At 50.0% G+C, this 22,685-nt stretch carries 22 protein-coding genes; 16 read left to right on the top strand and 6 right to left on the bottom strand.

The features are described 5' to 3' along the window. The first annotated feature begins 16 nt into the window (after positions 1–16). A complete protein-coding gene (locus AB1656_27000) occupies positions 17–1,165 on the top strand; it encodes a uroporphyrinogen decarboxylase family protein (protein MEW6239046.1) in 1,149 nt (382 codons plus the stop codon). Positions 1,166–1,178: 13 nt separating this feature from the next. On the opposite strand, the gene AB1656_26995 is transcribed toward AB1656_27000, so the two are convergent. The 3 genes from AB1656_26995 to AB1656_26985 all read right to left on the bottom strand — a co-directional run bounded on the left by AB1656_26995 (position 1,179) and on the right by AB1656_26985 (position 3,363). Then, a complete protein-coding gene (locus AB1656_26995; GenBank protein MEW6239045.1) occupies positions 1,179–2,006 on the bottom strand; it encodes a histidinol-phosphatase HisJ family protein in 828 nt (275 codons plus the stop codon). A gap of 196 nt (positions 2,007–2,202) precedes the next feature. Next, entirely contained in the window at positions 2,203–2,634 is a 432-nt protein-coding gene (locus AB1656_26990) for a hypothetical protein (protein ID MEW6239044.1), read from the bottom strand. Between the two features lie 48 nt (positions 2,635–2,682). Then, positions 2,683–3,363 carry a DUF1080 domain-containing protein gene (locus AB1656_26985; protein ID MEW6239043.1) on the bottom strand — a complete coding sequence of 227 codons (681 nt, stop codon included), beginning with the start codon at positions 3,361–3,363 and terminating at the stop codon, positions 2,683–2,685. A 196-nt stretch (positions 3,364–3,559) separates the two neighbouring features. Between AB1656_26985 and AB1656_26980 the strand changes: the two genes are divergently transcribed. The 14 genes from AB1656_26980 (at position 3,560) to AB1656_26915 (ending at position 16,701) form a co-directional block, all read left to right on the top strand. Next, complete coding sequence (locus AB1656_26980) at positions 3,560–4,996, top strand: hypothetical protein (GenBank protein MEW6239042.1); 1,437 nt, start codon at positions 3,560–3,562, stop codon at positions 4,994–4,996. A 174-nt stretch (positions 4,997–5,170) separates the two neighbouring features. Then, entirely contained in the window at positions 5,171–5,935 is a 765-nt protein-coding gene (gene tpiA / locus AB1656_26975; GenBank protein ID MEW6239041.1) for a triose-phosphate isomerase, read from the top strand. A gap of 409 nt (positions 5,936–6,344) precedes the next feature. Beyond that, positions 6,345–7,190 (top strand): 30S ribosomal protein S2, encoded by an 846-nt coding sequence (gene rpsB, locus AB1656_26970; protein ID MEW6239040.1) that lies wholly within the window; start codon positions 6,345–6,347, stop codon positions 7,188–7,190. Positions 7,191–7,219: 29 nt separating this feature from the next. Further along, complete coding sequence (gene tsf, locus AB1656_26965) at positions 7,220–7,825, top strand: translation elongation factor Ts (GenBank protein ID MEW6239039.1); 606 nt, start codon at positions 7,220–7,222, stop codon at positions 7,823–7,825. An 80-nt stretch (positions 7,826–7,905) separates the two neighbouring features. Next, positions 7,906–8,640 carry a UMP kinase gene (gene pyrH / locus AB1656_26960; GenBank protein MEW6239038.1) on the top strand — a complete coding sequence of 245 codons (735 nt, stop codon included), beginning with the start codon at positions 7,906–7,908 and terminating at the stop codon, positions 8,638–8,640. Further along, on the top strand, positions 8,640–9,197 hold the full coding sequence (gene frr, locus AB1656_26955; protein MEW6239037.1) for a ribosome recycling factor: 558 nt from the start codon (positions 8,640–8,642) through the stop codon (positions 9,195–9,197). The genes pyrH and frr overlap by 1 nt, the downstream gene beginning before the upstream one ends. Before the next feature lie 80 nt (positions 9,198–9,277). Next, on the top strand, positions 9,278–10,435 hold the full coding sequence (locus tag AB1656_26950) for a serine hydrolase domain-containing protein (protein MEW6239036.1): 1,158 nt from the start codon (positions 9,278–9,280) through the stop codon (positions 10,433–10,435). A 58-nt stretch (positions 10,436–10,493) separates the two neighbouring features. Continuing rightward, positions 10,494–10,832, top strand: a complete 339-nt coding sequence (locus AB1656_26945) for a DUF433 domain-containing protein (GenBank protein MEW6239035.1) — start codon at positions 10,494–10,496, stop codon at positions 10,830–10,832. Next, positions 10,832–11,185, top strand: a complete 354-nt coding sequence (locus tag AB1656_26940; protein ID MEW6239034.1) for a DUF5615 family PIN-like protein — start codon at positions 10,832–10,834, stop codon at positions 11,183–11,185. Before AB1656_26945 ends, AB1656_26940 begins: the two co-directional genes overlap by 1 nt. A 262-nt stretch (positions 11,186–11,447) precedes the next feature. After that, positions 11,448–12,353, top strand: coding sequence for a DUF362 domain-containing protein (locus AB1656_26935; GenBank protein MEW6239033.1), 906 nt, complete (start codon positions 11,448–11,450; stop codon positions 12,351–12,353). An 83-nt stretch (positions 12,354–12,436) separates the two neighbouring features. Further along, a complete protein-coding gene (locus tag AB1656_26930) occupies positions 12,437–13,579 on the top strand; it encodes a 4Fe-4S binding protein (GenBank protein ID MEW6239032.1) in 1,143 nt (380 codons plus the stop codon). After that, positions 13,576–14,325: a 4Fe-4S dicluster domain-containing protein gene (locus AB1656_26925; GenBank protein MEW6239031.1), complete on the top strand. Its 750-nt coding sequence runs from the start codon at positions 13,576–13,578 to the stop codon at positions 14,323–14,325. The genes AB1656_26930 and AB1656_26925 overlap by 4 nt, the downstream gene beginning before the upstream one ends. A 600-nt stretch (positions 14,326–14,925) precedes the next feature. Further along, on the top strand, positions 14,926–15,294 hold the full coding sequence (locus tag AB1656_26920) for a hypothetical protein (protein MEW6239030.1): 369 nt from the start codon (positions 14,926–14,928) through the stop codon (positions 15,292–15,294). 132 nt (positions 15,295–15,426) lie between these two features. Beyond that, a complete protein-coding gene (locus tag AB1656_26915) occupies positions 15,427–16,701 on the top strand; it encodes a carbon-nitrogen hydrolase family protein (protein ID MEW6239029.1) in 1,275 nt (424 codons plus the stop codon). A gap of 769 nt (positions 16,702–17,470) precedes the next feature. Here AB1656_26915 and AB1656_26910 read toward each other — a convergent pair. The 3 genes from AB1656_26910 to AB1656_26900 form a co-directional block, all read right to left on the bottom strand. Further along, positions 17,471–17,764 (bottom strand): type II toxin-antitoxin system RelE/ParE family toxin, encoded by a 294-nt coding sequence (locus tag AB1656_26910; protein ID MEW6239028.1) that lies wholly within the window; start codon positions 17,762–17,764, stop codon positions 17,471–17,473. Next, a complete protein-coding gene (locus tag AB1656_26905; protein MEW6239027.1) occupies positions 17,761–17,988 on the bottom strand; it encodes an addiction module protein in 228 nt (75 codons plus the stop codon). Before AB1656_26905 ends, AB1656_26910 begins: the two co-directional genes overlap by 4 nt. A gap of 124 nt (positions 17,989–18,112) precedes the next feature. After that, complete coding sequence (locus tag AB1656_26900) at positions 18,113–20,413, bottom strand: S9 family peptidase (GenBank protein ID MEW6239026.1); 2,301 nt, start codon at positions 20,411–20,413, stop codon at positions 18,113–18,115. A 277-nt stretch (positions 20,414–20,690) separates the two neighbouring features. Between AB1656_26900 and AB1656_26895 the strand changes: the two genes are divergently transcribed. Continuing rightward, entirely contained in the window at positions 20,691–22,664 is a 1,974-nt protein-coding gene (locus AB1656_26895; GenBank protein MEW6239025.1) for a WD40 repeat domain-containing protein, read from the top strand. Positions 22,665–22,685: the final 21 nt, after the last annotated feature.

The following is a 22,685-nucleotide window of genomic DNA, read 5'->3' as shown; positions in this document are numbered from 1 at the left end:
TGTTTGCGATAAACCGATGAATAACAAAGAACGAATGCTCGCCGCCATGAGTTTGCAGGAGCCGGACCGAGTACCCGTCATGTGCCAACTTTCCATCGGCCACCTGCTGCTGAATACGGATATTTCTCCTATCGATCTATGGTATACCGCCGAGGGCTGCGCCCTCGCCTGGGTGGAGATGCAGCGCCGCTACCGTTTCGACGGGATTCTAATGAATCTTTGCGGACCGCCTCACGATGCGTTGGAATCTATCGCCCGCGTCGAAGAATACGACCGCGAGTACATCATCCGCTGGGATCCAGGCGCGTTCGATTATACGCACACGATCTTCCCGCTGGACGATTTGCCCCGAAATATCTGGCCCGATGGAGAGCCGTTCGCCGACTTCGATGCCTTCGATCCCGAAAAAGACTTGCCGGATTTCCTGGAATGGCTGCCGGTTTCACAGGGCATGAAATACCCAGTTCATCCCGACTCGCGTTTGGATTCGATTCATTGGGTGCAGTCTCTAACCGGCGGCGATGTAAGCCTGCACGGCGAAGTTTTCAGCCCGTGGGATTATCATCTCGCCACGTTCGGCGTCGAACGAGCCATCATGGCCGTCATGGACGATCCCGGCAAGGTGCACGCCATTCTGGAAGGGTACTGCGAGCTCTGCATCCGCTGGGCATTGGAGCAGATTGGCGCGGGCGTGGACGCGCTGACGCTGTCGTCGCCCTGGGCGGGCGGCGGATTTCTTTCCCGCAAGCAATACCAGGAGTTCATCCTTCCCTACGAGCGTAAGATTAACAACGCCATCCGTCAGGCGGGCGTTTTCTGCTGTACGCACACCTGCGGCAAACTGGGCGACCGCCTCGACCTGGTGATGGAATCGAATACCAACGGCGTGGAATGCCTCGATCCGCCGCCTCTGGGCAATGTGGAACTGGCGGACGCCAAGCGGATCACGCAGGGAAAAGTCTTTATCAAAGGAAATATCGATTCCGTTAACGTTCTGTTGGGCAAGACGGCGGAAGAAGTCAAGGAAGACGCGCGCCAGCGCATAGAAATCGCCAAGCCCGGCGGCGGTTACATCCTATCCACCGCCTGCTCCGTCGCTCCCCACGTCCCGCCGGATAATCTGGAGATTCTCTGCGAGGCGGCGGAGGAATATGGACGGTATTGAATATGCGCTTAAATTATACTGCATGAACCAATAGCGAAGCCTTCGCTTCCTCGATGGAAATCTCCCGCTTCTCGCCGTCGATGAAATAGCAGACGGATCGATATCCCGCTTCCAGCAATGCGTCGAAGGCCTCCTCGAAACGGTCGCCTACGCGGTCCGGCGTATGGGAGTCGGAGCCGATGACGACGGGAATATCCCGCGCTTTCATTTCCCGCAGCATTTCCCTGCCGGGATTCATTTCGGAGGGAATCTTATTGGCGCCGGAGGTGTTGAATTCCAGCGCCGTCCCCGCCGCCGCGATGCAATCCAGGCTGCGTTTCAACTCGTCCATAACCTCTTCGACGCGCCAACGGCTGGGTATGGCGTGCTTGACGACATCGGGGTGGGCGATGGCGTGAAACAGCCCCGTTTCCGCCGCTTGGGCGATGTGATCGAAATAGATTCTCTGAAATCTCAAAATATCGCCATAAAAAAAACGTTCCATATAATCGGTAATTGGAGCATGGACGGAGCCAAGGCGGTATTGAAACTGCGCCCGTTCCATGAGCGTTTCGATCCAATTCTTCATGCCGGGGATATAATCGAATTCCATCCCCAGCCGCACATCGACGCGCCCCAGCCACTCTTCCCGCGTTCGTGCGACCAGCGCGACATATTCGTCGAATTCGTCCAATTCCATGCGGTATTCTGGAGACCAATCGCCGGGAACGGGATTGTGGCAAGTAAAAATTATCCCCCGCAATCCCCGCCGTTCCGCCGCCGCGGCGTATTCGCCCGGCGCCCCAATGGCGTGTTTGCAGAGATGCGTATGAATATGGCTGTCGTATAGAATTCGATTCATGGATGATGGCTCCAATATGCGTTATCGATCAATGATACCATGAAGAGAGTGGAATCAAGACGGGGGCAAACTCATTGAAATAATGAGAAGAATGAGAAGTTGGTATTTCTTAGTATTTACTAAAATCCGGCTCCCGGCGTCCGCCGATTAAGCTGAACGCCGGGAGACGCATTCATTCCAACGTTTCTGTCATTTCTTATGGTCCAACTACAATTATATCGCCATCGCTTTTGACGCCATTCGAAGCGTCGTACATCTTGGGTTTTACCAAACCGTAAATATCTTGATTGCTTTTCATCGTCTCCGGATCGATAACGTTTTTCAAATCGTCATCCTGATCGGGACCGTTGCTCGATATTATATATGCTCCTTGTCGTTCAAAATAATAATAACGAAAACTGACGCCATCGATAGCAAATGGATCGGCTGGGATTGTATAACTTGCGCTATTGATATGATTGCCAACGCTAAGTTTTATTTTGGTCAGTTCGTCTTTAACATTGTCAGTCTTTAATTTTATCGTTTCTTCTTTTTCTCGATCTTCCTGGCTCTTCCACGAGCAATCCATGCACATTGCGCCTACTAATATCAATACAACAAGCAAGTTAGCATTAGCAAGTCTATTCATCAAAACCTCCTATTCACTCGCTTTTACTTTTTATAAACGACTAACATGCTATTTCGCTTCCGTCTTTTCCCTCTCCTGGATTTTCACTTCTCGGATGCGGATTTTGCGCCACATTACCGACGCCGGAGAATCGCCTTGGAAGACGTGGACTTGCAGGCCGATGAATCCCGACTCGGTCATATCATCGATCACGTCGGCGATGGGAACGCCGTTGATCCATGTTTTGATGGAATCGCCTACGCAGCGGACGCGGTATTTGTTCCATTCGCCTTTCCGGAACGCCTTCTCCGACGCCGCCTTGTCGCAACGGTCTTCGCTCAGCCACTTCCCCCGTCGCGCCTCGTCGTAGATGAAGCCCGAAAAGCCGCCCGCCGCGATCTCCACCTGGTAGCCGTGGACGCGGCCGTTCTGGTAATCCTTAAAACTGTTGCTGCGGACTTGGACGCCGGAGTTGAGGCGGTCGTCGACTTTCACCTCGAATTGCAGCACGAAATCGCCGAAATGCTTTTTGGTGCAGAGGAACGAATTGGGGCTGCCTTCCGCCGTCGTTCCCACGATGGCGCCGTCTTTCACTTCGTATTTCGCCGTTCCGTTGATTGGCTCCCAGCCGTCAAGGTTCTTGCCGTTGAACAGCGGAATCCATTCGTTTCTCTGCGCTCTTTCCGCCGCTCCCGCGCTTAAGATTCCCGCCAACAAAACCGCCGCCATTATGAATATTCCGCGCTTCATGTTATTCTCCTTCCAAACCTAATAAGAGTCGAATTTGGTTTTCCTTTATGAATTCCACGATTCATTCATACCATATTCTCTTCATCGAATAAATCCGCCGGCGAGTAAAATTATTTTCCTCGTCCACTCCTTGCTTTCCTTTTTCGCTATAAGTAAAAAAGGAGCAGGGATGAATTTATATTCGGGAGATTAGGAAATGATGAAAAAATACCGAGTTCTATTCTTTATTCCGTTTTGCCTGGGCGGCCTGCTTCTTGCGGAGGCCGAGGGGCAAAACCAACCGATCCAAATCAACGGCGTATTTCCCTCCATGACCACCATCGCCGGGCGCGACAAGAATATCTCGGAAGCGGGATTTGGAGCGCTGCTGCCTTGGTCGGATCGCCTATGGGCCGTTTCCTACGTTTCTCATATCAAAGGAACCGGAACCGGTCTTTTTGAAATCGGCGAAGAGATGCAAATGATTAAACGCCCGGAAAGCGTCGTGGGAACATACGCCAACCGCATGATCCATTATCCCTCCAACCAGGGAATCATCGGCCCTCACATCATCAGCGCCACGGGCGAAGTGCGCACGTTCGACGCGCTCAAAAGCCATCGCCTGACGGCAACGGTGGAGCATCTCTTCGATCCTCAAAACAAGGTCTATTTCCTTACGATGGAAGGGCTGCTTTTCGAAGCGAACGTCTATACGCTGGAAGCCAAACAACTCTTCAACCTGGTGCAGGAACTCGAACTGCCTCATGGCGTCAATCCTCATTTCAAAGGAGCCTATACCGGCAGCGGCCGCCTGGTCGTCGCCAACAATACGTATCATGAGCAGGAATACTTGGGAAAACGGGAAGGGGGGCGTCTGGCGGAATGGGACGGCGAAAAATGGACGATCCTGGAAAAGAAACCCTTCGTCGAAGTCGCTGGCAAAGGTCCCCGAGCGGGCGAATACGGCAGCCCCATCTTCGCCCTGGGTTGGGATAATGCTTCCGTCATACTGAAATTGTTTGCAGCTGGAGAATGGAAAACCTACCGCCTGCCCAAGGGCAGCCACTCGTTCGATCACGCCTGGAATACGGAATGGTTCCGCATCCGTGAAGCGCAGACGGAACGCTTCCTGATGGACGCCCACGGGATATTCTACGAAATGCCGGTGCAGGTTTACGAAGGAAAAGTATGGAGCATCAAGCCGATTTGTTACCATTTGCGCATGGTTCCCGATTTCTGTTATTGGCGAGGATTGTTCGTCATGGCGGGCAATCAAACCGATTTGGCGTCGGGCCAGCCCCAATCCGGCCTTTGGTTCGGGAACATCGACGACCTTTGGCAATACGGCAAATCCCAAGGCTGGGGCGGACCCTGGCGGGAAGAGCCGGTGAAAGCGGGCGCCGTCTCCGATCCCTTCCTCATGACCGGTTTCGACAAAAAAGGCATCCACCTCAGCCATGATTCGGATCAACAGGTTCAGTTCACTATCGAAGTCGATTTTCTGGGTAATGGAACCTGGAAAACATATGAGAAGATAACCGTTCCGCCGCAGGGATATTCTCATTACGAATTTCCCGAAGGCTTCAGCGCTCATTGGGTGCGCGTCAAGGTAAGCGCGGATTGCAAAGCGACGGTTTATTTTGTTTATACATGATTGTCCGAACTGGGATAGAGACGTTTCGCCATTCGTTTTTTAACGGCCTGTGTAATGGAGTGAGCCGGTGGTATAATAGCGCCATTCGCAGGCTTGCAGATACTATCCGTTCGATAGAATCCATCGTGGATGAACCATAATAAACCCTAACAATTGATAAAGGAGAACAGCTTGATGCGCAAACTCATCATAGCGGGAAATTGGAAAATGAACGCGGGAACAGCGGCGGCGGCGGAAAGTCTCGCCAAAGGCATCGCCGCCAAGCATGGTCAGACGAGCGCCGTCGATATCGTCTTTTGCCCCCCCTTCACCTCGTTGAAGGAAACCGGCGCCGTCATTAAGGGAACGAAAATCGCGCTCGGCGGCCAGAACCTCTACCCGAAAGCCGACGGCGCCTACACTGGCGAAATCTCGCCCCTCTTCCTGCTCGATTGCGGATGCCGATACGTCATCCTCGGCCATTCCGAACGCCGGACTTACTTCAAGGAATCCAATGAATTCATCAATGAAAAGGTAAAATGCGCCTTCGCCAACAACTTGATCCCCATCATGTGCATCGGCGAAACGGAGCAGGAACGCGAACAAGGCAAGACGCAAGATGTCGTGGAAGATCACCTTCGCGGCGGACTCGCCGGACTAAGCGCCGAGCAGGTCAAATCGATGATCGTCGCCTACGAACCCGTCTGGGCTATCGGCACGGGCAAAACCGCCACGCCGGAAGACGCCCAATCCGTCCACGCTTTCGCCCGCGGACTCATCGCCAAGTTGTATGACGACGCTACGGCGCAAACGGTGCGCATCCAATACGGCGGCAGCGTCAAAGCCAGCAACGCCAAGGAACTGCTGACCCAACCCGACATCGACGGCGCACTCGTCGGCGGCGCCAGTTTGAAAGTGGACGATTTCGCCGGCATCATCGAAAATAGCGGCGCTCTGTAATCGCTCGCGGCGAATATTTCCGATTCAGCGTCAGCCCACGTCTGGATTATTACAATATTCCATGTAAATAAAAAGAATGCGGGGCCGCAAGGTTCCGCATTCCTTCCGTTTCTCTGTGATTAGGGATTTTCGTTATCAATAAGACAAACCGGAATCAATCTCACTGGGGATTTCAACGAGTTGAAAAAGCGCGTTAAAACTATCGAATGAATCCCATAAATGTTATTTATAGTATTGGTTCTCTTATCATTGAATCGAATGAGACAACCTATTCCCAATCCTTCTATCCTCCTTGAATAAATCGCTGCTTCCAGCCATAATTATAATCTCTTCGCGTAAGTGATATCCATTCAATAAGTCCAACGCCAAGAGCATCTTACCGCCTAGGCGGTATCAAAGGAGTGTTCCTTTGTCCAACGTAAGCATGAAACAACTCCTAGAATCCGGAGTCCATTTCGGGCATCAGACGCGCCGATGGAATCCGAAAATGGCCAAGTACATCTTCGGCCAGCGCAACGGCATCTATATCATCGACTTGAAAAAGACCGTGCGTTTACTGAAAGAAGCCTGCCGCTTCGTACGCGACATCGCGGCGGAAGGCGGAACCGTCCTCTTTGTCGGCACCAAGAAACAAGCTCAGGACACCGTCAAAGAAGAAGCCAAACGTTGCGGACAATATTACGTCAATCAACGATGGCTGGGCGGCATGTTGACGAACTACGACACCATTCGTAAAAGCATCAACAAATTGAAGGAATTGGACGTCCAACTGAGCGACGAAAGCGGAACCGGTCTTCGCCGAACCAAGAAAGAGCGGCAAGAGATGCTCAAACTGAGGGATAAATTGCAAAAGAACCTCGCAGGCATCAAGGACATGAACGAAATTCCTTCCGTTCTTTTCGTAACGGATACCCGCAAAGAAAGAATCTCCGTCCTGGAAGCCAGGCGGCTGGGAATACCCGTTGTAGCCATTGTCGATACGAACTGCGATCCCGACGACATCGATTACGTCATTCCTGGCAACGACGACGCCATCCGGGCGGTGCGCCTGATCGCTTCCCGCATCGCCGAATCGGTCATTGAAGGCCGCATGGCCGCTTCCGAAGGCGCGGCGCTCGACAGCGAAGGCGAAATCGCGGATGACGAAACGGCAAATGAAGCGGATGAGGCCGAAAAGGAAGACGCAAGCCATAACGCTTCCGCCGAATCCAACAAATTGGCGGCCTCATCGGCGGAATCGAATCCCGTAGAATAACGACGAAAGAGAAGAAAAGGATTGAGCCGATGGTAACAATTTCTGCAACTCAAGTGAAAGATCTTCGCGAAAAAACCGGCGCAGGCATGATGGATTGCAAAAAAGCCCTGACGGAATGCGATGGGGATTTCGATAAAGCGACTAAATATCTGCGGGAAAAAGGAATGGCGGATGCGGCGAAACGCAGCGGACGCACAACCAAAGAGGGCGTCGTCTTTTCTTACATTCACCCCGGCAATCGCATTGGCGTTCTGGTGGAAATCAATTGCGAAACCGATTTCGTGGCCCGCACCCCCGCCTTCCAGGACTTCGCCAAGGACATTGCCATGCATGTAGCGGCGTCTTCTCCTCTCTATCTCCAACGGGATCAAGTGCCGGAATCGGCGCTGGCCAACGAAAGGGAGATTCTCGCCAACCAGGCCAGAGAATCGGGCAAACCCGCCAATGTCATCGATAAGATCGTCGATGGGCGAATCGATAAGTTTTATTCCCAGATTTGCCTTCTCGAGCAACCTTTCATTAAGGATATGAACATCACCGTGGAAGATTACGCCAAAGAAACGATGGGCAAACTGGGCGAAAATATTCAAATTCGCCGCTTCGTTCGCTTCCAATTGGGAGAAGAACTACAATAAAATTACATGACTAACTACGGCGGAACCGGCGTTCGAACCGGTTCCGCCGTCATTCCACCCGCCAAGGGAAGAATATTACAATGCCCAAGCCTCGTCGGGTCCTACTTAAGATCAGCGGGGAAGCCCTCGCGGGCGAGCAAGGGCACGGCATCCATTTCCCCACCCTCGAACAAGTCTCCCGTCAAATCGCCGACGCCCGCCAATGCGGCGTGCAACTCGCCATTGTGCTTGGAGGCGGAAATATCTGGCGCGGAAGCGAATCGATCTCCTCCTTTATCGACGAACCCACCGCCCATTACATGGGCATGTTGGCTACCGTCATCAACGTTTTAGCTTTCCAAGGCGCCTTGGAACAAGCGGGCGTCGATACGCGAGTGCAGACAGCAATTCACATGGAGGAATTGGCCGAGCCTTATATCCGGCGCCGCGCGATTCGCCATATCGAAAAAGGGCGCGTCGTCATTTTCGGAGGCGGAACCGGAAACCCCTATTTCACCACCGATACGGCCGCCGCTCTCCGCGCCATCGAAATCGAAGCCGAAGTCGTTTATAAAGCCACCAAAGTGGATGGCGTCTATTCCAGCGATCCTAAAAAAGACCATAACGCCATCCGTTACGAATCGTTGACGTACAAGGAAGTTCTGCACAAAGGACTCCGCGTGATGGATTCCACCGCCGTTTCCCTTTGCATGGAAAACAACCTCCCTATCATCGTCTTCGACATGACGAAGCCGGGAGCCATCCGCCGCGCCTTAATGGGGGAATCCGTCGGAACCATCGTGCGCGGAGAAGAAAAGATAAGGGTGGAATCATGATATCGAACGAATTTATCGAAGAATGCCAGATGGAAATGGAAGAGTCCATAGAACATACCAAACGCGAACTGGCCCAGTTGCGCACTGGACGCGCTACGCCCGCGCTTCTCGATTCCGTTCAAGTGGAAGCCTACGGCGCCAAAACGCCCATCCGGCAACTGGCTAATATCAGCGTCCCCGAAGCTCGTCTTCTCGTTATCCAGCCTTGGGATAAATCCATCATTGGCGAAATCGAAAAAGCCATCCAAAAATCCGATCTAGGCATCAATCCCAACAGCGACGGCAAATTGATCCGCCTCTCCATCCCGCCTTTGACGGAAGAACGCCGCCGCGACTTGGTCAAAATCGCCAAAAAAGTAGGCGAAGAAGGCAAAGTGCGCGTACGCCAGGTGCGCCGCGAAAGCATCGAGTCCCTAAAGAAGGCGGAAAAAGAAGGCTCCCTCCCCGAAGACGACTCCAAAAATCTTCAGGCCGAAGTGCAGAAATTGACCGACAAGTTCACCACGGCCATCGACGATATCCTCAAAGACAAAGAACACGAAATCATGAATTTTTAAAAAAAAATCGAATCGCAAATCGTTTTTATCATTTTGCCTGTCGCCATAACGCGCCGACAACGATAAAAATGGAGATCGATATGGTCCTGACGAGTTGCAACCGGCTTTTCTCTATCATTTTAATCGGCTTAAGCATGGGGATTCCCGCCGCCGCGAAGGAAGGCATGGTTTTTCCCGCCGGCGAATGGCAAACCAGCACGCCCGAAAGCCAAGGCGTTGCGCATGATAACCTCCAAAAAGCCCTTGATGACTTTAAATCTCAATCGGGCGGCGCGGGGATCGACGAGATGGCGATTGTCAGAAACGGCTATCTGATATGGCAAGGCTCCGGCGCCGATAAAGTCCGCGTACTATACTCCTGCACCAAAACGTTTACCAGCGCCATCCTCGGACTCTTAGCGGCGGACGGCGTCGTCGGCATAGACGATTTCGCCGTAAAATATATACCTTCGTTAAGCAGCAAATATCCGGAATACGCCCAAATCAAACTCAGCCATTTGGCATCGATGACCTCCGGCTACGACGGGGCCAAGGGCGATGGCTGGAAATTTTACGAAACCGATCCTTCTCGCCATCTCGAATGCGTCCTTGAATACGCCGTTCCCGGTCCCCCTATATTTACGGCGGGAACCTCCTTTAAATACCACGATCCCCCAGTGCATCTTTTAGGCCGCATATTGACCAAAGCGGCAGGCAAACCGCTGGAACAACTATTTAAAGAGCGAATCGCCAACCCCATTGAAATGAAACAATTTTCCTGGTCCAACTATGGTTATAGGGATGGGATTTTGTTCAACAATCCTGCGGGGACGCCGGGAGAGATTCAAGGAGGAGTCTCTTCGAATGCGCTAGATTTGTCGCGTTACGGGCTGTTGTTTTTGAATCAAGGGAATTGGAACGGCAAGCCGTTGCTCGCATCGTCTTTCGTCGAAAGGGCTGTTTCGACGCAAGTCGGCGCGGATATCCCAACGAAGTATTTAGACTTAACGGGCCGGTATGGCTTTTTCTGGTGGACGAATGGAGTCCAGAAGGACGGAAAGCGGCCCTGGCCTTCGGCGCCGCCGAAAACCTACGCCGCGCATGGCACCGGACGCAATTTTATTTTCGTAATTCCCGAATGGAATATGGTCATCGTTCGTTTGGCTCCCGCGCTCGACGGCCACGTTCAAATAGGAAACGTGCGAGAAAGCGCATGGGAGAATTTCTTCTCGCGGCTGAAAGACGGCGTAAAAGGATAAAGAGTCAACATTGGAAATTGCCATTCAGCGGTTAAAATAATACGAGGAGTACGATTCGATGCCACTTACGTTTTCTCCCGAAATATTGCCGCTTGAAGTAGACGCCGATGAAGTAGTGCGGATTGGAAAAACCCGCGTTACCCTTGACGTCGTGATGGAAGCATTCCAAGAGGGAGCCACCGCCGAAGAGATCGTCCAACAGTACCCAAGTCTTCAACTAGCCGACGTGTATAACGTAATTGGTTATTGTCTTCGGCGATCCGATGAAATCGCCGCCTATTTGGAAAAAAGAAAGAAAGATATTGAGGCCATCCGCCAGGAAAACGAATCGCGGTTCGATCCTGCCGGAATACGCAACCGGCTATTGGCTCGACGTTCGAATCGAGAAATCCGCTAATGCTTCGCTTTGCGGCTGATGAAAATTTTAACAATGATATCATCCGCGGTTTATTGCGGCGTAATCCCAATCTGGATATAGTTCGCATCCAAGATGCGGGATTATCGGGAGCCGACGATGAATCGGTATTGGAATGGGCAGCTAAAGAAGATCGCATTTTGTTGACTTATGATGTAAGTACGATTACGCGCTATGCTTACGAACGAATACGAACAGGAAAGCCTATGCCGGGAGTATTCGAATCAAATCGCAGCGTCCCAATTCAAATTACTATTGAAGATATATTGCTTTTAAACGATTGCAGCGTTCCCGGCGAATGGATTGGACAAGTACGATATCTCCCTTTACGTTAATTAAGTTAGGAAAGAGAAAGCCGTTTTCTCCATCACTCATTTTGTCTATTTAATTTCGATGGGTCGAAAAACATAATCCAGTGAAACCTTTCCATGCGTCATTATAAAAACCTATTCGTCAAATGAAAAAGAAATGCCTAGAGCAGGAAATCGCCGGATCATTCACTTGCTTCCGAACCTATTTGCACAATAATAACGACAAAACCATATCCACAAAATTACGAGGTAAAGAACAATGGCTTTTTGCGATCGAAGACAATTCATGAGAACATGCGCGATGGCGGGCGCAGGAATGCAAGCCGTCTGGCCATCCCTATCCGTTTTGGCGGCGGATGCTCCCGTCATGAGCATTGTGAAATATAAAAACTCGCCGAAGGAAGAAGAGGGCGTCGCCGAAGAAGCGGATCGGCTGGTGCGCGAAGCGATCAAAGCGCTCGGCGGCATGTCTCGATTCGTTTCCAAAGGCGATGTGGTCTGGTTGAAACCCAATATGGGTTGGGACCGCAAACCGGAATACGCCGCCAACACTAATCCCGCCGTCGTGGCGACGCTGATTAAATTGTGCGACGAAGCGGGGGCGAAAGAGGTTATCGTCAGCGACAACACTTGCAACAAGGAGCATCTCTGCTTCGCCAACAGCGGCATTCAAGCCGCCGCCGAAAAAGCGGGGGCCAGAGTCTTTTTCCTCGATCAACGGAAATACAAGAAGATGGCGATCAACGGCAAAGCGTTGAAAGAATGGGAAATCTACGCCGACGCCGTGGAAGTAGATAAGGTCATCAACGTTCCCATCGCCAAACATCACGGACTCAGCGAAGTGACCATGAGCATGAAAAACCTCATGGGAGTGATCGGCGGCGCCCGCAACCGTTTTCACCAGGATATTACGAACACCCTTCCCGATCTATCGGCTTTCATCAAGCCCGACTTGATCGTCATTGACGCCATCCGCGTTCTTATGGCCAATGGTCCGCGCGGCGGCAATCTTGCGGATGTGGAGCGCCGCGACATCATCGCAGCGGGAACCGATCCCGTAGCGTTGGACGCTTTCGGCACGACGCTTCTGAACAAAAAACCGGAACAGATCGGCCATATTGTGGAAGCCGCCAACCGCAAACTAGGCGTGATGGATTACAAATCCCTCAATCCCCAAGAAATCGCGATTTAATCGCTCACATGGTCTTCGTCCATGCCTTCTCGCCTTCAAAGAAGGCATGGGCGAAGGATTGGAAATCGTTGCGAGTCATCATTATGAGCCGAAAGAAACGCAGAACCAGCCTGATCGTATGGCTGCGCCGCGCCTGCCAAACCGCCTTCCTGATTTTCTTCTTTTATCTCTTCTTCCAAACGATCTTTCATCCCAATTACGCGATGGATTACCCGGTGAAGTTTTTCTTCCAAATCGATCCGCTGGTAATGATTGGAACGTGGATGGCGTCCCATGCCATACCGATCGCTTTATTGTTTTCATTGATTACCCTGGCCGCGACGATCGTCTTCGGACGTTGGTTTTGCGGATGGATATGCCCTTTCGGCGCCATTCATAATTTCTTCACCAGTCTCCGGCAAAGAAAATTGAAAAAGCGGATGGAATCGGCGTCGTATTCTACCAGCCAGCGAATTAAGTATTACGTTCTCACGGTTTTTCTGGCGGGCGCCATGCTGGGTTGGAACGCCGTGGGATGGGTGGATCCATTCTCCTTTCTTTACCGTTCGATAGCGACCTCGATTTATCCGGCGCTCAATTGGCTGGCAGCGGGATTGTTCGCTTGGCTGTACCAAGCGGATCCAGGCGTCGGCCCCATTAGGGCGACCGTAATCTCCGAGCCGATTTACGATTTACTGCGCAATCGAACCGGTCTCGTCACGGACGTCCAACCTTATTTTTGGGGTAGTATGTTGATCGGCGTTTTGTTTATCATCGTCGTCTTGCTTAACCTATATCGCGCCCGCTTCTGGTGCCGTTATATCTGTCCGTTGGGCGCACTGCTGGGCGTCGCCGGCAAGAATCCCGCCTTCCGGTTGAAGAAAGACGAAGAATTGTGCAACGGCTGCAACATCTGCGTCGCCGATTGCCAAGGCGGCGCCGAACCGCATAAAATGGGAGGCTGGAAGCCATCGGAATGCTTCTATTGCTGGAATTGCAAACCATCCTGCCCTTCCAACGCCATCTCCTTCTTTTTCGAAACGCCGATCCAAATTGGGAAAGCCGAACCGGCCGTCACCCTGGCGGCGTCCAGCGAAGAATGGATCGAAGAAGAAATGGAGGAGATCGAAACGCATGAAGCGTCCGCGCCTATCGTCAAATCTCCCAAGACAACAGTTCCGAAAACCGGGGGAACCTCTCGGCGAAAACAAGCCTCGAAAAAGAAATCCAAAGGGAGGAGATCATGAGTTATTCTCCTTTGAAATGGCTGGCGAATTTCATCCATCCGCCAAAAGAAGAACGAATCGGCGTTAGCCGCCGCGCCATTGTGTTCGGCGGCTTGGGCGGACTTGCCGGAGCGACGTTTTTTCGCGCCGTATCGCAAGGCGCCCAGCATACATACAATCCCGCTCTCATCCGCCCGCCGGGATCGCTGCCCGAAAAGGAATTTCTGGCGACATGCGTCAAATGCGGCGAGTGCATGAAAGTCTGCCCGACGAACGCGCTGCAACCCACTTTTTTGGAAGCGGGGCTGGAAGGCGTATGGTCGCCTATTCTAAAAATGAACTACGGCTATTGCGAGTATGGATGCAACCTTTGCGGTCTGGTCTGTCCCACCGGCGCTATTCGCAAACTCGAGTTGGAAGAGAAACAAAAGCAAACTAAAATCGGCATGGCCTTCTTCGACAAGAATCGCTGCCTTCCCTTCGCTTTCGGGCGTTCGTGCATGGTTTGCGAAGAACATTGCCCCACGCCGGAAAAAGCCATCTGGTTCGAAGAAGTGGAGGTTATGCGGGAAAAAGGCGTTAAGGAAATCGTCAAACAGCCGCATGTCAATCCGGATTTGTGCGTGGGATGCGGAATATGCTCCTTTGTATGCCCCATTAAAGACCAACCGGGCATCTACGTCACCAGCGTCTGCGAAACGCGCCACCCCGAAAATCAAATGTTGCTGACGAACAGCGCAGGAGGAGACGACGTTTACGGAAATTGAGTCGAAATGGCGGAATTATCCGATCCTTTTTTTCACCCACAGGTTGATATTTTCCTTGAGGTTTTGAATGTCTGAATCTGGATGCTCAGGATGAAAGGATGACCAGGATAGCGCAATGGCGCTTCTTGGATTGAATCACGAAAGCGCGAAGGAAAAAGAAGGGCGCGAAAAAAGGCGAAAAAAATTTGGATTGCGCTAGGCTTACCGGCTGATTAGGTTTTCTTCGTGAAATCCAATATTATCCGTATAATCCGCGATTCAAAAATTTTGTGAAATTCGCGTTATTTCGCGATTCAATAAAGGCGCGATAAATAATATTTTATTCAGTTCATGAATAATTCATCTAACTTATAAGAAAAGTTCAACGCCCTCTGGGAGTGGGGAAAGAATTAATCCATCCCGCTAATACCTATTCGATAAATATTTTAACAAAATCCTAACATTCCCCTCAACTTATCTTTTATTTTTCTTTATGATTTCATCAAGGAAAGATAATATTTTATTACGAAGATTTGCAATTGAATAATCCTATTGTAATATTGGGAAAAAGAATACTATAATGGCTGTCCCTTATACCGCTATGGCTTGACGGTAAAAAATATGGAAACTCCCGTACAATATAAAAGATTTTTGCGCGACAACCAATTCGAGGAATTGGTGAAGGAAATTCAAAGCTATTCGGACGCGATCATTCAAAGTCAGACCAGGGCTTTGAATATGGATACGCTCTCTATCATGTACAAAACTTCCAAAGTCGCTCTGGAACGGATGGAGGAAGTGCTCGATCGTACGAAAGGCGGGGAATTTAGCATCGAGGAAATTCAATACCCGTTAAAAGAAGCCATCTCCCACATCCGGACCGGTTTGGATACGATTCGAACCTCTCTCGAAGAGATCGTGAATGAAATCCAAGAAAATATGGACATCGAGAGAAACAAGGAATCGCAAGACGAAACCGAAGACGACTAAATCCCCTCTTTAACGCTTTTTCCCTTGCAAAATCCCTCGCATCGTTAGGATTTCTATATCCCATATGCTATCCTGAAATCGTTCGATCTCCAAATCGAATTGCGCATTCTACGCTAGGAGGAACGATTCAAGATGAATTCATTATTCTCCCGACTATTGTTAACTCTTGCTCTTGGATTCATGGCTTATCCATCTTCAGGCGGCGAATCTCCCGCCGTTGTTAAGGATTGGCGGCCCTATGCCCAAAGAAGCGCATTGATGCCGCAGATGGAAATGGACGAAGCCGGAATTTTAATTTCCTCCGCTTCCGGCGGATTTTCATGCAATGGCGCATGGAGAAAAACCTTTCCCATCAAGGAAAATCAATCCTATCGTTTTTCCGTCCAATTCCAATCAAAAGACGTTTCCCTGCCCCGGCGCTCCATCCTGGCGCAAATCGATTGGAAGGATAAAAACGGCAAGCGCGTAGGACAACCTGACTATCCGCCGAACATTGGCGCAGACGCTGAGGGATGGATGACGATCGCCGGAGTCTTTTCCCCGTCTCCAGGCGCCGAATTGGCCGTCGTCGATCTCATCTTCCGTTGGGACGCGCAGGGAAAAGTTCGCTGGAAAAATCCCGCTTTCGCCGAATCCGCGCCTCTTGCGCCGCGTAAAGTGGTTCTCGCGACGGTGAATTATCGCCCTCGCAATTCCAAAGGCTCGCAAGAAAACCGGGAAGCCTACCGCCGCTTCTTGCGTCAAGCGGGAGAAAAGGGCGCGGATATCGTCTGCTTGCCGGAAGGAATAACCATCGTTGGAACGCCGTTGAGCATCATCGACGCCGCCGAAACCATCCCCGGCCCCAGTACGAAATTCTTAGGCGAGACGGCGAAAGAATTTTCTATGTATATCGTCGCAGGCATCTACGAACAAACGGGCGAAATCGTTTACAACACGTCCGTATTAATCGACCGGCAAGGCCAACTTGCCGGAACTTACCGCAAAACCTCGCTGCCTCGCGAGGAGATTGAAGACGGCGTTACTCCCGGCGGCGAATTCCCCGTTTTCCAAACCGATTTTGGCAAGATCGGCATGATGATCTGCTGGGACGTATTCTTCCCCGAACCGGCGCGCGCTTTGGCGTCGCAAGGCGCGGAAATCATTCTGCTGCCGATTTGGGGTGGCAACGAAGACCTCATCAAATCGCGGGCTATTGAGAATCAAATTTACCTGATTACGTCCAGTTTCGATGCGCGTACGGGAATCTGGAACCGCCGCGGCGAGATGGCGGCGGAAGCCAAGGAAAACGGAAGCGTCGCCCTTTACGAAGCGGATTTGAACGAGCAAACGCTTTGGGAATGGCTAGGCGATTATCGCGCCCGCATCCCTCGGGAATCGCCGGTGGTCAAGGGCGAAATAAAATAATACATGATTGAATCGCGAAAACGCGAAATGACTTGAATTTCACGAAATATTCGAATCACGGATAGCGCGGATTTTTTTGGATTTCACAGAGAAAACTCATTGTAGGAATCAGGATGGGAAAATAGGGGATATATCGAATCGCGATGAGGCGAATGCGAATTAGAAACCGGAAAGATAAAAAGGGAATGCGCCAGAGATAACGTCATTTAGTTATCCCCTTGGAAAGTTAACTTTTTTTGAATGGGAAAACCGGGGCGGCAAAGATACGGCATTTTATTTTTCTTTTCCATCTCTCTTATTCTAAAATCCGCCGAAAAAGATCGATGGAACGTACGATAAAATTTCCTTGCCGCCTTGCGGTTCTATTCAACGTTTTCTCGATTGCCGATTTCGCCAGGGGGCTTCTCTGCCTTATAGGCAGGCCGGTTCCCAGGCGATCGTTTCGCCAATCCAATCCCAACATAGCAAAACGACCGTGAGTTCCACCCCCGCTACTCATTCACCGATGCGCATCCTAAAAGGCTGCGCAAGGTTATCGACGATGCCACCATCTTCGACTTCGCTATTTAACGGCGAGTGCGGTTGGGACTATCGGCGCGCGCCGCGAGAAAGTCCCTCACTTATTATGGAGCGGGATGCAAAATGGGGGCGATAACAGCAATGATGAGTGATGAATGATGAGCTGGTGGGCTACGCTTCGCTTTGAGCCCACCCTACACAACTTTGAACCCACCCGACGTATCTTAATACGATAAGCTTATAACGGCCATTATTTCGTTCGGTTTTTCCAATAAAACGGCTCCCTGCTCATGTGCGCCACCGCAATCACAAAAACGCAATTCGGAAAATCGAGATAGAAAAGAGAAAAAGGAAATCGAGTCAACAGATATCTTTGAGCTGAGCCGATATTGGGCCAACGTTGGGGATTTTGGGCAATCGTAAGAGCGGCGAAACGAACAGCCTCTTCGAACTCCAATCCAAGACCAGTCTTTTGCCGCTCATAATAATCGACGGAGCGATGCCATTCTTCCTCGGCTTCGGCGCTGAAAATGACGGGTTTCAAGAGTACTTTCCTCTGATTTCGCGCGAAATTTCTTCCAGGCTGCGCCCGACGGCGCCCTGGTTCTTGGCGTTGGCAACCCGTCTTTCGATCTCTTCCAACCAGGCGGAATCTATTTCCACCGGCCATTCATGTACACGCAACGTCAGCCGTTGGATCAATTCCACCTGTTCTTCTTTGGATAGGCTTAGCGCTTCCTGCTCGATTCTCTCCAATCTAGCGGACATAAAATCACCTTTTCCCGTTTTGTACATATATATTATAATGATAATCTTCAACCATGACAAACGGAGAACACGCACATACTGATGTAGAGTAGGCTCAAAGCGAAACGCTGCTCGCCATATTTCCTTATTCCACTTTAAGATTTTTCTCAAAAAATTCCATGATCCGCGAGAATAAGTGATAGCGCCGGTCGTCGCCGCCGATGCCGTGATCGCGCTGGGGATAGATGTAGAGCTCGTAATCCTTCTCCGCTTCAATCAACGCGTCGACAAGGTGATAGATATTTTGGATATGAACGTTGTCGTCGCTGACGCCATGCGCTAGCAATAATTGTCCCTTAAGACCTTTGGCGAAGTTGACGGGGGCGCTTTCCTTATAACCGTCAGGATTTTCGCTAGGGAGTCCCATGTATCTTTCCGCATAGACGGTATCGTAGAGTTTCCAATCCAGCAGCGGGGCCACTGCCGCGCCTGCCTGGAAGGCTCCCGGCGTTTTCAGCATGGCGCAGCAGGTCATATACCCGCCATTGCTCCAGCCCCAAACGCCGATGCCGTCCGGCTTCACGTAAGGCAAGGATTTCAGATATTCGGCGGCGAAGGACAAATCCTTCAAAGGAATATCGCATTTGTTTTTGCGGATGGCGTTGACCCATGCCCGCCCGCGTCCCGGCGTTCCCCGCGTGTCGAAGGAGAAGAGCAAAAATCCGCGATTGACCATCGCCATATCCTGGGCGCTGGTGAAGCTATTACCGACCACCTGCCCGGCGGGTCCGCCGTAAACGTAAAGGATGACGGGATATTTTTTCTGCGGATCGAAATCGAACGGCTTTAGGAAACTGGCATAGAACGTCAAGCCGTCCGGTCCGTCCAGCGTCAGCAATTCTTTACTTTTCATGCGATAGGGAGCGTAATCCTCCGCCGTAGTTTCTCCCAGCATTCGCACTATTCTCCCCCCATCGTTGATGACTTGGATGCGGTCGGGGACGGAAATGTTGTTCCAGCGATCTACGGCGTATTTTCTATCGGCGGAAAAATCGATGTTGTGCGTCCCCTCCTCGCGGGTCAAGCGTCGAATCGGCCCGCCGGACAGGGAGACGGAATAATACTGCTTTTCGAGAGGCGAGGCTTGGTTGGCGTTGAAATAGATGCGGTTTTCTTTTTCGTCGATGTCGAAAGATACCTTCCATAAGCTGGGATTGACTTCCCAATCACCATGCGTGAGTTGCTTTACTTTGCGTCCGTCGTTGGAATAGAGATAGAGATGGCGGAAGCCGCTGCGTTCGGAAAGCCAAAGAAATTCGTCTTTCTTCTCCAGGAAAAAAGGCCCGCCTTGAACGTCCACCCAAGCGTCGTCGTTTTCTTCCAAAATCTTGCGGCTGGTTGCCGTCAAGGGATCGGCGGAAAGCAGCCGTAGTTGGTTTTGGGCGCGATTGAGAACTTGCACGGCGATCCAATCGCCGCTGGGATGCCAGGCGACGTCGGAAATATACTCGTAAGGTTCGCCCAAATCGATCCAGCGCGTTTCGCGGGTGGATAGTGAAACAACGCCCAGCCGCACGTCAGGATTTTTCGTCCCCGCTTTGGGATAAAACATATTGCGCACGGCGGGCGCGGCGGGGCCGAAATCGACGACGGGATAATTCGTAACGCCCTTTTCGTCGAACTGCAAATAGGCGAGGCAATCGTTATTGGGAGACCAGTAAAACGCCCGCCAGCTGCGGCGGTAATGCAGTTCTTCCCAATAAACCCAGGTCATGCGCCCGTTGAGAATCGAATCGCTTCCATCCTGCGTCAAACGGATTTCTTTTCCCTGCTGCGCGTCGTAAACGTAAATATCGTTGGCGCGGGTATAGGCGGCGTAACGTTGGTTGGGGGAATATTCCACATCGTTCTTCTCGCCTGCGGGCAACTCTTTTTTGGCGTCTTCTTTGCGCAGCAGATTCTTCTTCAACTCCCATTCGTACCGCTTCCCATCCACGTTCAACCGGACGGCGGAACGATCCTTCAACCAATCGAAACCGTCTATTTTCGCGATGGCGGTGGCGTCTTCTGGTATGCGTTGGAAGGCGGCGGACGGCGCGATGGATGCGCCGTCCGACTTGTTTTTCAATTCCTCCAAGGCGTTATACAAAGCGAAGGGCGTTATCAAAAAAGCCGTTGCGTCCTTGGCGGGATCGTATATAGCAAGATGCGGGGCTTCCGTTACGGAAGATATAAGATAGCCGAGTAAATGCCCTTGTTCGGACCATTTCAGACTGCGGGGCAAATCGGGATTGAACGGCTTGATGCCCAGTTCCTTTTTCTTGTATATCCATTCGAAAGAAATATCCTTCTGTTCGTTCTCTTCAATTGAATCCAATGCCCGCGCTGGGAGGCTGATAATAACCAGCAGCGCGATTGCGGCTAGTTTGCGCAGTATGCTTTTCACTCGTCTTCCCTTTCGCCAACGATAGTCTATCGAACGCGCTTTCAGCGCCAACTCATGAACAGGATTACTCAAATTATCCCGGAAGATCAAGGTTCAAGCGATCGGAATCGCTCAATTACAATTAACCCGCTGTTGAAACGGCGGTCTATTGTCGTTTGCCCCTTTAAAGGGGGATTTAAAGCAGCCCAATCTTATTTATTTTTGTTACTTGCCTGACATTTTCCTTTTTTCATACTACTTTCAATTAAAGATCAAATACGAAATGAGGTAAAAAATCATGAATCAATCCAAATCAAAATCACTATTTCGAATCGTTTTTATGCTTATTTATTTTTCCTTTATGCTCTCTATCTCTATATTTTGCTACGCCCAAAATTCAATTATTACTCTGGATACGAACCAGAAATTCCCTCTTGTTGGCGCAATGGGGCAATCTTTACTTGGTTTTGGAGGTCCAACCGACGCGGCTTTTTCCCCTGATGGGAACGAATTTGTCATCTCTAGCTATAACAGCATCGTCTTTTGGAGAATAGAAAAAGGCATTCCCATCCTCATTTACGCCAATCCCAATATAAACGAGAAATCACTTTTTATGAATGTCCAATATTCTTCAGATGGGGCTTTTCTGAATTCTGTTGATTTTTACTCTCAAATTATTCAATGGAACGCCAAGAACAAACAACAAGAAAATGTTATCTATAATGGCAATCCCTACTATAATTTTCTTGCATTTTCTGCAAATGGAAAAAAAACAGCTCTTTATGACAACTTAAAATCGAAAATTGTATTTCTGAATCATGAGACAAATATGATATCTACATCTGTTGATAAGATAATGCGGATATTCAATTCGGTCGATTTTACTAGCGATAGCAAGCAATTAATTGTAAGTACCGGTTCAAATATTCAATATATTGATACTGAATCGGGAGAAATTGTTAAAAGTTTTTCTTTCAATGATTATTATTCTTCTCTATCTATTTCACTCGATAAAAATTATGCGCTCGCCGCAAATCAAACTAAAAGTCAATTCGAGTTTATCGATATGAATTCTCAAGATACCCTATTATCATTATCGTTTACTCAAGATTATAAAGGACAAATGATTACAGCCATAGCTCCAAATAATCGATTCGCCCTAATGGGAAGCAAAGGCAGCGTAATGACAAACATGCCATCGACTCCTTTAACATTATGGGATTTAGAAACCGGTAATGAAGTGTTGACTTTTTCGGATAGTCTTTATATTGACAAAATTGTTTTTTCGCCCGATAGTCAGCATTTTTTAACCCTATCTTCAACTGGATCCGCGAAGATGTGGAGCGTGGAGAAAGATACTGCTCTTTTTGAGATTCCAGGATATTGCTCCGTCTTTGAGGATGGCGTTTTCAGTCCTGACGGGAAGATGGCGGCAACATGCACCGGAGGAGTATTCAGTAACGATCCAACAGTCCGTTTGTGGGATTGCAAAACGGGTTTGCCTTTGGCTGTTTATCGCAGCCATACCGATGCTGTTGTCGCTGTCGATTACTCATCCGATGGCCAAATGATTGCCACGGCAAGCAAAGATCAAACGGTGAAAATCTGGTTGGTAGAAACTGGAGAAGTTCTCCAAACCTTGGCAGCCAATTTAGGAAATGCCAACGATGTCGCCTTCTCGCCCGATTCGCGTTTTCTTGCCTCTGCGCATGATGATAAAACCGTCATAGTATGGAACGTCAATTCTGGAGATATCGTTTTTAAATTATCAGGACATCAAAACAAGGTGAATTGTCTCGATTATTCGATGGATGGCAATTTTATTGTTAGCGGAGGAAACGACTCATTAGCCATTTTATGGAATGCAAAGAATGGAGAAAAAATAAATACAATTGCATGTAACAGCCAGATCATGAGTATCGCCCTATCTCAAGATAGTTATTATATTCTTTACGGCGCTCCTGGAACAAATGCGTTTCTTCTATCCCGCGAAACTGGCGCAACGCTGGATATTCTTAATTATCAAAGCGGCGGCGTTTTTGGCGTAAAATTCTCTCACAACAATTTACTTATTGCAACAGGCAGCGGCGATAGCAGCGCCCATCTTATCAATCTCTCTACCAAGAAAGAGATTAAAAAATTACCTCACATGGGAACATGTTTCTTTGTCGATTTTTCTCCAGACGATCAAAGGTTACTTACTCGAGAAGGAATTTGGGATATCAAAGATTTCCAGCCCAACAAGATCAAAGACTGTATTCAGATGAACTAACGAATAAACCTACAACGAGGA

The organism is Candidatus Omnitrophota bacterium (assembly GCA_040755155.1).
Classification (GTDB): domain Bacteria; phylum Hinthialibacterota; class Hinthialibacteria; order Hinthialibacterales; family Hinthialibacteraceae; genus JBFMBP01.
This window is presented reverse-complemented; position numbering and strand designations above follow the sequence as displayed.